Below are 10,378 nucleotides of genomic sequence, written 5' to 3' on the forward strand. Positions count from 1 at the left end.
GCACCGCGCTGGCGGCCCAGGCAACGTCCCAGCCCGCCGATGCCGCCCTGCCGGGCGGCGCGCAGCAGGATGCGCCGGACGGGCAGCAGGCCATGGAACTCATCTGGCAGACGCGCGGGCAGGAGCTGTCCGCCCTGGTGGAGGAAACCGACCGGCTGCGCAAGGCGCTGCCGGACATGGCCAAGGCGCTGGACAGCCAGGTGGCCGCCGTGCAGCGCGACTACCAGCGCCTTTTCGCGCTGTACCAGCTGAACCGCAACCACCCCAGCGAAATGGCCGCCATCCGCCGTCAACTGGCAGGCGTGCAGCGCACCCTGCAAGGCAAACTGGCCCCCATGGAGGCCACCGATGCCGCCGTGCGCCAGCGGCTGGACGACTTCATCGCGCTGGACAAGGAATTGTCCGAGCACCTTGCCACGGAACGGTCCAGCGAGCTTTCCAAAGACCTGTCCGAATACCTGGCCAAACTTACCGAGGGGCGCAAGAACCTGACGGTCCTGCGCACCCGCCTGTCCCGCGCCCTGGACCCCGGCCACGCGGTGACCGCCAAGCTGACCCAGGCACTGGAACAGATCGACGCGCAGTTGCCCGCGCTGTGGCGCACCTATTATCTGATGGCATCCAGTTCGCTGATGGACCTTGGCGTATGGCAGTCACTACCCGCCAACCTGGCCGCATGGTCGGACACGACCGAGGTGCGCCTGGCCACGGAATTCCCGCAGACCACCCGCGACTGGGGCGCACTGCTGCTGCGCTTTGCCTTCATGGTCGTGCCCCTGCTCCTGCTGGGCAGGCTGGCCCTGCGGGGCGGCTGCCGGTTGCCCGGCGGCTGGGCCGAAAGCTGCCGCAACGTGGCCACACGCAGTTGGCCGTGGATCGCCATAGGCATCGCCCTGCACTTCGCCGCGTGGGCGCGCGGCGGCGAGGTGTACCGGGCCGTGGTGGTGCCCGCGCATCTCCTGCTGCTGTGGGGCGAACTGACCCTGGTCTGGAGCCTGCGCGCCGCCGGTCTTGCCGGCATGCCGCAGCGTTCGCCCCTGTCGTTGCTGTTCGCACCGGCGGCCATCGGGGTGCTGCTGCTGTTCCTGAACCCGCCCGCCGTGCTGCTGGCGCCGCTGTGGGCGCTGTGCATGGTGGCGGTGCTGGCGGTGCGCGCCCGGCGCGGCAGGCCCCATGTGCTGCCCCTGCTGGAAAAGGTGCTGCTGGCCTGCGAACCCGCGCTGTGCATCATTTCGCTGCTTGCGGCGGTGTTCGGCTGGGCGCGGCTGGCCATTCCGTTCTTCCTGGTGGGGCTGGCCGTGGCCGTGGCCCTGCAACTGGGCGCTGTGCTGGTGGCGTTCGTGACCCTGCTGGCGGAGCGCCTGCCGGAAAAGGGCATGCGCGCCTTGTTGCGCGGCCTGGTGCTGGGCCTTGGCGCCCCCGCCATGTGGGTGGTGGCCGCCGCCACCCTGCTGCCGTGGATGTCCGCCTTCCCCGGCGGTCCCTACATGATGCGCCAGGCGCTGGAGCTGAACGTCAACGTGGGGTCGGTGTCGTTCAACTCGTTGCGGGTGCTGGGCCTGGTGCTGCTGTTCTACCTTACCCGCTCGGCCATCGCCGTGGGCACATCCTTCCTCGACAACCTGCCCGAACGCCTGCCCCGCGTGGAACGCGGCGTGATTCCGCCGTTGCAGACCGGGCTGACCTATGCCCTGTGGGCGCTGTTCGGCCTGGTGGTGCTGAACGCCCTGGGCGTCAGCCTGACCAGTCTCACGGTCATTGCCGGCGGCCTCAGCGTGGGGTTGGGCTTCGGCTTGCAGACCATCTTCAACAACTTCTTCAGCGGGCTGATCCTCATTTTCGGCCGCTCGCTGCTGGAAGGCGACATCATCCAGCTCGGCGAGACCTGGGGCACTGTGCGCAAGATCAGCATCCGCTCCACCACCGTCGAAACCTTCGACAACGCCGTGATCTTCGTGCCCAACTCCGAATTCGTGTCCAACCGGCTCACCAACTGGACCCGCAACAGCATGCGCATGCGGCGCGACATCGCCGTCGGCGTGGCCTACGGCTCAGATATCGACAAGGTGACCGATCTGCTGATGCAGGCGGCGGACGAGCATCCGCGGGTGATGCGCGACCCCGCGCCCAACGTGCTGTTCCAGGACTTCGGCCCCAGCAGCCTCGACTTCGTGCTGCGGGTATGGGTGGACGACCTGAACCACGGCGTATCCGCGGCATCCGACCTGCGCCGGACCATCGACCGCCTGTTCCGCGAGAACGCCATCGAAATATCCTTCCCGCAACTGGACGTGCACGTGCGCGGCATAGAGGGGCTGCCTGCCGTGGCGCCCCCCATTGCCCCCATTGCCCCAGTTGCCCCTGTTGCCGGAAGCGGCGAAGGCGCGGCGAAACGCCAGGGAGCCCCCGGCCCCAAGGCCGCAACCACAGGCCCCGACGACGACGGAACACGCTCCGAGGCCTGACGCCTGCGGCGACGTCACCCAGAACGACGCCTGTGGCGTGCCGCCCAGCCATCAACACCACATGCACCGCAACAAGGCGCCGCAAATGTCACATTTTCAAAAATGGCATTTCCGGCGTCTGTTTTTTTCGTTAATTGTCAAAACTTCCACGCGCACAATCACCCCATACCCCCGCCACAGCAACGCAATACATTGAAATAAATTTAAAAATTTACACACACAGCCACACCGCCATGGCGGAACCATCCTTGCAACGCATCCGGCATGCCGTGCACGTTGCAAAGCCTGAAACTCAAGGCCCTCTACGCCATCAGCCAGGTCTTCGACCGGGCGCTGGACCTCGAACAGGCCCTCGAAGAGGTGCTGCGCGTGCTTTCGGAAACCCTTTCCATGAAACGCGCCACCATCACCCTGCCAGACCGCGAGACGGGGCAGTTGGCCATCGCCGCCTCGCACGGGCTGACCCCCGAAGAACGGGGACGCGGCGTGTACCGGCTGGACGAGGGGGTGACGGGCGCCATCTTCCAGACAGCCCGCCCCTACATAGTGCGCGACGTGCGCACCGACCCCCTGTTTCTCGACCGTACCGGCGCGCGCAAGGTGGAAAAGGGCAAGATATCCTTCCTCGGCGTACCCATCCTGAAACAGGGCGCCCCCATCGGCGTTCTGAACGTGGACCGCCTGTTCAGCGACGATGTGTCCACCTCGGAAGACGTGGAATTCCTGGGCATCGTGGCCACCCTGGTGGCCCAGTTCCTGAGCCTGAACGAGCAGCTCAACGAGCGGGTGGCCACCCTGCGCCGCGAAAACGTCAAGCTGCGCACCCGCGTGCTGGACGAGCGGGGCGACTACATCGTGGGCCGCAGCGCGGCCATGCTGGACGTGCAGCGTCAGATAGAGCGGGTGGCCCCCACCAGGGCCACTGTGCTGCTGCTGGGCGAATCGGGCGTGGGCAAGACGCTCATCGCGCGGTTGCTGCACAATCTCTCCGACCGCATGGTCCACCCCTTCGTGAAGGTGAACTGCGCCTCCATTCCGGAAACGCTGCTGGAGGCGGAACTGTTCGGCCACGAGAAGGGCGCGTTCACGGGCGCCGTCGCGGTGCGGGCGGGCCGCTTCGAGGAAGCCCACCGGGGCACCATCTTTCTGGACGAAATAGGCGAACTGCCGCCCGGCATCCAGGCCAAGTTGCTGCGGGTCATCCAGGACCGCGAGTTCGAGCGCCTGGGCAGCAACCTGACCCACCGCGTGGATGTGCGCATCGTGGCCGCCACCAACCGCGACCTGGCCCTGCTTTCCGAACAGGGGCGCTTTCGCCAGGACCTGTACTACCGGCTGTGCGTGTTCCCCATCCGGGTGCCCGCCCTGCGCGAACGGCCCGACGACGTGGAGCGCCTGCTCAACCACTTTCTGGCCAAGGCCGCCCGCGACTACCGCCGGGTGATCACCCTGGCCCCCGATGCGCTGGACCTGCTGTGCCGCCACGAATGGCCGGGCAACGTGCGCGAGATGGAAAACCTCATAGAGCGGCTGGCCATCCTTTCCGAATCGGGCCAGATCGACCGGCGCTTTCTGGAACCGCTGCTGGAACATTCCGCCACCGAAAACGCCCAGCCCGACGGAGCGCATCCCGTCCTGTCCGGCGGTCCGGGCATGACCGGCTCCGGCGGCGTCATGGGGGCATACGGCGGGGATGCCGCAGCCCACGGCCTGCATGGCGACGGGCATGCCGGGCATGCCGGATACCACGCATACCCTGCACACCACGCTCACCACGCTCGCGAAGACAGGGGCATCCACCACGACGATGCGCACCCCGCCACCCTGCGCGACATCGAACGTGCCGAGATCATCGCCGCCCTGCGCCGCAACGGCTGGGTGCAGCACCGCGCCGCCGCGGCGCTGGGCATCACCCCGCGCCAGATGGGCTACCGCATCCGCAAGATGGGGCTTTCCGGCCTTGTGGCCGGGGAACGCGCTCGCCGGGGCGACTGAAACGCGTACCATCCTCCACCGGCACGCGGGAAATTCGGGAGCCTGCCGTGCCAATCCTGCCTGTCGGTTCTGTCGTCACCATGCGAAAGGGCGGCCCCATCAGGGGCCGCCCTTTCGCATGCATGTGTTTCGTCCAACGGTCCGGAGCAGCCGGTCCAATCGGGCCAATCGGGCCAACCGGGCCTACGCCCCGCCGCCCGCCACGCCCCCGGATTCCGGCCCCTCGTCGTTGCCCGTCCCGGCTCCAGCCGCATCCCCGTTCGCCCCCTGCGCCTGCTCCGCCGCGCATTTGCCCGCCTCGTGCAGGTAGTACTGCGAGGGAAAGCGCCCGTCGGTCTGTGGCACCTGCAGGCCCAGCCGGGCCTCGTGGTTGATCAGGATGGGGCCGGTAAGGTTCAGCGCCGTCTTTTCGGGCCGTCCCGGCGGGATGGACACGGTGACCAGCACGGCCACCTGCCGGATGGTGCGCAGCCGCAACAGCTTCTGCTCCGCATCGCCGATGCGGATGGGGTAGTCCTCGATGAAGCTGTACGGGTCGCCCACCAGCAGGCCCAGACGCGGGTCGTCCATGCTTTGCAGGATCAGGAAGGGCGCACCCTCGCGCAGTTGCAGCAGCGTGAACTCGTGCTTGTCCTCGAAGCCCATGAGGCCCCGGGGAAAGTACAGCACCTTGTCCAGCGCCACTTTCTGGCGGCCAAGCCGGGTCTGGATCACTCTTTCGTTCTGTCGTGCCATATCTGTGTCGCCGCAAGCAGGTCAGCGTTGCTGGTTTCGAGCGCCATGCGGTTTTCCTCCATGACGCGCCGGTAGACTTCCTCTCGGTACACGACCATGTCGCCGGGTACGTCGAGCCCGATCTTGACCTGCTTTCCCTGCATGCCAAGGATGGTGATGCGAATGTTGTCGCCAAGGTACAGGCTTTCGCCCGGCCGGCGTGTAAGTATGAGCATGTGGCCCGGCCCTTACAGGAAGTTCGTGAGATTCATCTGCATGATCATGGAGGACGACTTGAGCACGCTGTTGTAGGTCAGTTGCTGCTGCGCGAGCTGCGTCATCAGCTTGGCCACGTCCACGTCCTCTATGCTGCTCATGCGCATGGTCTGGTCGTCTTCCTGCGATTCCAGGATGCCCTGCACCACGTCGAGCCGGTTTTCCTTGCCGCCCACACGCGCCGCCGCCGTCAGGATGACCTTGGAGGCAGTGCCCAACTCGTCCAGCGCCTGCTGGATGCCGGTCTGACTGTTGGTTTCGGTGAAGGCGACCAGCCTGCCCACCACCTCGAACATGTTGCGCCCGTCGCCGCCGTTCACCGCCGTGGGGCGGGCCTGTCCCGGCGCCTGGTACAGGCCGCCGAAGATGTCCTTGCCCACGCTGTTCACCGACATGTATTCGCCGGGAGAAATCTCGTATTCCAGCGATGCGCGGTGCGGCCTGATGACGAACTGGTCGCCCGCCGTCAGCGCGTTGCCCCCGTTGGAGGCCAGCGTCAGGAAGCCGCCGGGCACCAGCAGTGACACGGGCCCGCCCGTGCCGGACGCGGTGGCGGGCACCCAGCTTGAGCCGCCGTCCATGCTGTACGAATAGCTGATGGCCCCGGACAGCGTGCCCGACTGGTCGATGCGCACCATGACGTCGCGCGAGAACGAACCATCGGCCGTGGCCGCGATGTCGGCTGCGCCGTATCTTTCGGCCGTGAGGCCGGAAGAGTTCATGTCGTCGCCCTTGTAGATGGCCGTGGGCCGAATGTACAGCCAGGTGCCGTTGCCCGCCTCGTGGTCGTTGCCGGTATCCACGGCGGTCACCGCGGCGCCCGGGGACATGGTCAGGCGCGCCCCGCCCAGCATCACCGGCGCGGCGTTGGAGGCCAGGGTGCCGGTCTTCCAGGTGGTGCCGCCGTCTTCGGAGTAGCGGTAGTCCAGCGCGTCGGTGCCGATGGTGCCGCTTTCCAGTAACTGGAACACGATGGTGTTGCCGGCCCCGCCCTCCACCGTGAACGAGGTGTTCGACAGCGCCGGATCGTTGGCGGTTACGGCAAGCCCGGCAACGTAGGCGGCGTCCTCGATCTTGTGCCCGGCAAAGATGTGGCGGCCTTCGTTCTCGGTGTTGGCAAGGTTGATGAGCTGCCCGTACAGCTCGCGCATTTCGTAGCTGATTTCCTTGCGGTTCTCGGGGCTTACCGTGCCGGTTGCGGCCTGTTCCGCCAGGGCCTTGATGCGGGTGAGCACGGTGCTGACCTGGGTCAGCGTCTTGTCCGCGAGGCTCAGCCAGCTTTCGGCCTGGCCAACGTTCTTCTGGTACTGTTCGTTGGTGGCCAGCGAGGCGCGGTAGTTCAGGATGCGGGCCATGCCCACGGGATCGTCCGACGGGCGGTTGACCTGCTTCTGGCTGGACGCCTGCATGTTCGATTCCATGAGGTTGGACAGCGCATAGTTCATGTTCGAAATGTAGTTGTCGAACATGGTCCGCTGCGAAACGCGTCCTGCCATGGGAGACTCCTTCCGCCGCTACTGCTTGAGGCCCAGCAGCGTTTGCATCATCTGGTCCGCCGTGGTCACCAGCTTGGCCGCCGCCTTGTAGGCGTGCTGGAACTTGACGAGACTGGCCATCTCTTCGTCCAGGTTCACCCCGGCCGATGCGCTCTGGCGCTCGTCCAGGTCCTTGGCCAGGGTTGCGGTGTAGGCCGCGTTGAACTTGGTGGAGGCGGTATCCGCGCCCACGGTGGCCACGATGGCGCTGTAGTATTCCGACAGGGTCTGCGAGCTGGCCCGCTCGAAGGTGGTGGAGATGGTCACTTCCTTGGTGGCCAGCCCCGCGATGGCCGTGGCGGTGTCGTTGTCGCCTTCATTGGCCTCGTTGCCGCCGTTGACCTTGCCTGCATTGATGAAATTGGTGTCGCTGCGCACGTCGGGCCGCACGGCGATGGTGGAGGCATCCGACCCCTGGAAATAGGTGTTCAGCCCAAGGCCCGCCAGCAGCCCCGCGGAATCGGCCCCCACGCCGAACTTGTAGCCGCTGTTGCTGCGCACCACGAGCTTGTTGTCCACGATGTCGGCGGTGACGTAGGTGCCGAAGGTGTTGTTCAGCGCATCGCGCACGTCGTTCAGCGAATGCACCGTGGGGTCGAAGTTCTGGATGCCCGGCGTGGCGGTGTCGAAGTCCAGCGGGCCGGAGGCGTTGGAAAGGTAGGCGCCGCTGTTGGCGTCGTACACGTACATGCTGAAGTTGCCCGCCTCCAGCTTGTTCAGCCAGGCCAGACCGGAGCTGTCCGAACCCAGGGCGATGGACGGATCGGCCACGCCGTAGGTGCCGCTCATGACCGACATGTGGTCGAGCCCCGCGCCCTGGCTGTGCAGGCGGTTCACTTCCCAGATCAGCGATTCCGACAGGGCGTTCACGCGGTCCACGTAGCGGCCCACCTGCGTATCGCGAAAGATCATGAACCCGCCGATGGTTCCGCCGGTGATGCGCCGGGGGTTGTCGGTGCCGTCGGCCATGGTCTGGGGCGAAATGTTCAGGGGCGAGGTGGTGGGCGTAACCCAGTACACGCCGCTCTTGGGCGTGACGGTGAAGCGGTCGCCCGCCTCCAGGTTCTGGGTGGCCCCGCTGAAATAGATGTCCAGCCCCTGCACCTTGACCTTCTGGTCTTCAGGGCGCGCGGCGAACAGCCGGTCGTTGCCGGTCTCGTCCTTCAGCCAGGTCTTGCCGCCGTCCAGCGAGACCCGGAACATGGCCGCGCCCGCGCCGCTGGTCACCGCGCCGGACTGCACCACGTCGAGGGTGTATTCGTACTCGTCCGACCCCTCGAAGTGTATCTCGCCGTCGAAATTCGAACCGGGCACCAGCGACTGCTGCGACTGCGGGCCCTGATAGTCCAGCGAGAAGGCGTTCACCCCGTCCACCAGGGTGTGCCCCGCCTTGGTGACCACAGTGAACTTGCCGCTGCCGTTGTCCACCACATCGACGTCGAGCTTCTGCGAGAGCTGGCGCACCAGCAGGTTGCGGTTGTCGATGAGCGTGTTGGCGTTGTTCTTGCCCGGATCGTCGTGCATTTCGATCTGCCGGTTCAGCTCGGCGATCTGCTTGATCAGGCTGTTGGCCTCGGTAACCTCCTGCTTCAGGTACTGGTCCATCTGCTGCTGCATGACGCGCAGGTTGGACTCGGCATTCTGGAGCAGCTTGACGAGGTTGTCGGAATGCGAGAGCAGCGCGTCGCGGCTGGCCTTGTCGTCGGGCCGCTGCGAAAGGGCCTGCCAGTCGGCGAAGAACTGCGACATGGCGGCGTTGATGCCGGGGGTGGTCGATTCGTTGAACAGGCTTTCCACGCTTCGCAGCATTTCGTACTGCGAATCCCAGCGCGACTGCTGCGAGGCCTTGTCCAGATACGACTTTTCCACGAAGCCGTTGAAATAGCGGTACACCTCTGCCGCGTACGCACCAGTGCCGATCTGACCCGGAAAGCCGTCGAGGGCGGGATACTCCTCGAAGCGCACCGCCTGGCGCGAATACCCCACGGTGTTCACGTTGGCGATGTTGTTGCCCGTGGTCTGGATGGCGGTCTGGTTCGCCAGCAGCGAAAGCTGCCCCATGTTGAGCAGCGAGGTGACACCGGCCATTTACAGCCTCCCGCGGATGAGCGCCGCCTCGGCGCGCGAGGTGGTCATGCCGCCCTTGCGTCCGTAGGTTTCCTGCTTGGGGGGAACCAGCCGGCGATGCAGGTAGTCCAGCAACTCCTGGCTCTGGTCCAGCAGGGCCAGGGCCAGGTCCGCGTTCAACGAGGCCTGCCGGGCGCAGTGCTGTTCCTGGGCGTCGATGCGCGCGATGAAGGCGCGCACTTCCTCGCCCTGTTCCTCCGGCAGCATGTCCGCGTATTCCGAAAGACGGGTGCGCTGCATGGCCGCCTTCAGGTCCACGCGTTCGCAGGCCAACTGGCGCATCAGTTCGTGGATTGAGAATTCCACGGCACTCACGGCGTCGGGGTCGCGCCCGCGCAGGTGGGCAAACTCTTCCTCAAGAAGCAGCGCCAGCACTTCAAGGCCCTTGGTCTGCCGGACAAGATTGCCGCGTATCTGGTCATACATCTGGTTATCCTCCGGTACGGGTCCGTTGTGCCGCGATCCCCCCGGAAGCGAGGCTGCGCGCCGCGTATTCCGGGTTTACCGCCAGTTCGCCCTGGCGCACCTCGAAGTGAAGATGCGGCCCGGCAACGCGGCCCGTTCCCCCTGCCTTGGCAATTTCCGTGCCCGCCCGGACAACGTCGCCCTCGCGCACGTCCAGGCTGCCGTTATGGCCGTAAAAGCTGCGCCAGCCGCCGGGGTGCTCCAGCACCACCAGCCTGCCGTAGTCGGCCCGTTCACCGGCAAAGACCACCTTGCCGTCCCATGCCGCTCGCACGGGGTCGCCCTCGGTCACGGCAATGTCCACGCCGGGATGCCAGGCCCGTTCGCCGGTGATGGGGTCGTTGCGCCAGCCGAAGCCCGAGGCGATGCGTCCCTCATGCGGCCAGGCCATGGCAGCCGGTGTGCCCAGGGCCACCGCAGGGCCGCCCGTGGGCGATGTCCCGGAAATCGGGGCAGCCGGAGCCGCCGGGAAGGCCGGGGTGGCTGATGCGGCTGCCGGAGATGCCGCGCCCGATGCAGAGCCCGATGCCGGAAAGACCATGCCGGACACCGATGGGGTTGTTCCGGTTGCCGAAGAAATTTCGCCTGCCGCCGGAGATGCCGCGCCGACGGGCCCGGGGCCGGATACGGCGGCCTGCACGTCCTGCGCCGCCTGACCGGCCTGCAATTCGGCTGCCGAAGGCGCACCCGTGGGCACGCTGAGCGTGCGCGTGGCAGCGGGCGAGGCCACCCGCTTCATGGCCCCGGTACGGTGCACGATGGGCGGCCCCATCTGGGCGTCGCGCATGGGGCTGCGCACCT

8 protein-coding genes are annotated in these 10,378 nt (G+C 66.5%); 2 read left to right on the top strand and 6 right to left on the bottom strand.

All coding sequences use genetic code 11. The annotated features are described in order from the left end of the window. Window positions 1-8: 8 nt before the first annotated feature. Both FVW20_RS19185 and nifA read left to right on the top strand, forming a co-directional pair. Window positions 9-2,465, top strand: coding sequence for a mechanosensitive ion channel domain-containing protein (locus tag FVW20_RS19185; protein ID WP_443677880.1), 2,457 nt, complete (start codon window positions 9-11; stop codon window positions 2,463-2,465). 264 nt (window positions 2,466-2,729) lie between these two features. Next, complete coding sequence (nifA, locus tag FVW20_RS19190) at window positions 2,730-4,460, top strand: nif-specific transcriptional activator NifA (protein ID WP_196610824.1); 1,731 nt, start codon at window positions 2,730-2,732, stop codon at window positions 4,458-4,460. Between the two features lie 183 nt (window positions 4,461-4,643). Here the strand turns inward: nifA and fliW are convergent, their stop codons facing one another. From fliW to FVW20_RS19220, 6 genes are all read right to left on the bottom strand, one after another. Further along, window positions 4,644-5,195, bottom strand: a complete 552-nt coding sequence (gene fliW / locus FVW20_RS19195) for a flagellar assembly protein FliW (RefSeq protein WP_196610825.1) — start codon at window positions 5,193-5,195, stop codon at window positions 4,644-4,646. Further along, entirely contained in the window at window positions 5,171-5,410 is a 240-nt protein-coding gene (gene csrA, locus FVW20_RS19200; RefSeq protein ID WP_007526389.1) for a carbon storage regulator CsrA, read from the bottom strand. Before csrA ends, fliW begins: the two co-directional genes overlap by 25 nt. A gap of 12 nt (window positions 5,411-5,422) precedes the next feature. Then, window positions 5,423-6,946 carry a flagellar hook-associated protein FlgL gene (flgL, locus tag FVW20_RS19205; protein WP_196610826.1) on the bottom strand — a complete coding sequence of 508 codons (1,524 nt, stop codon included), beginning with the start codon at window positions 6,944-6,946 and terminating at the stop codon, window positions 5,423-5,425. Window positions 6,947-6,964: 18 nt separating this feature from the next. Beyond that, window positions 6,965-9,073 carry a flagellar hook-associated protein FlgK gene (gene flgK, locus FVW20_RS19210; protein WP_196610827.1) on the bottom strand — a complete coding sequence of 703 codons (2,109 nt, stop codon included), beginning with the start codon at window positions 9,071-9,073 and terminating at the stop codon, window positions 6,965-6,967. Continuing rightward, window positions 9,074-9,538 (bottom strand): flagellar export chaperone FlgN, encoded by a 465-nt coding sequence (gene flgN / locus FVW20_RS19215; protein ID WP_196610828.1) that lies wholly within the window; start codon window positions 9,536-9,538, stop codon window positions 9,074-9,076. 4 nt (window positions 9,539-9,542) lie between these two features. Continuing rightward, window positions 9,543-10,378, bottom strand: an 836-nt coding sequence (locus FVW20_RS19220; RefSeq protein ID WP_196610829.1) for a M23 family metallopeptidase, incomplete at its 5' end; no start/stop codon positions are given.

Origin of the sequence: Nitratidesulfovibrio oxamicus (genome assembly GCF_015731765.1) — a bacterium.
Lineage (GTDB): Bacteria > Desulfobacterota > Desulfovibrionia > Desulfovibrionales > Desulfovibrionaceae > Cupidesulfovibrio > Cupidesulfovibrio oxamicus.

What these genes read in the sequence shown, in the direction of transcription:
- nifA (WP_196610824.1), top strand. Translation starts at nt 2,730, where the DNA reads ATGCCGTGCACGTTGCAAAGCCTGAAACTCAAGGCCCTCTACGCCATC.
- fliW (WP_196610825.1), bottom strand. Translation starts at nt 5,195, where the DNA reads ATGGCACGACAGAACGAAAGAGTGATCCAGACCCGGCTTGGCCGCCAG.
- csrA (WP_007526389.1), bottom strand. Translation starts at nt 5,410, where the DNA reads ATGCTCATACTTACACGCCGGCCGGGCGAAAGCCTGTACCTTGGCGAC.
- flgL (WP_196610826.1), bottom strand. Translation starts at nt 6,946, where the DNA reads ATGGCAGGACGCGTTTCGCAGCGGACCATGTTCGACAACTACATTTCG.
- flgK (WP_196610827.1), bottom strand. Translation starts at nt 9,073, where the DNA reads ATGGCCGGTGTCACCTCGCTGCTCAACATGGGGCAGCTTTCGCTGCTG.
- flgN (WP_196610828.1), bottom strand. Translation starts at nt 9,538, where the DNA reads ATGTATGACCAGATACGCGGCAATCTTGTCCGGCAGACCAAGGGCCTT.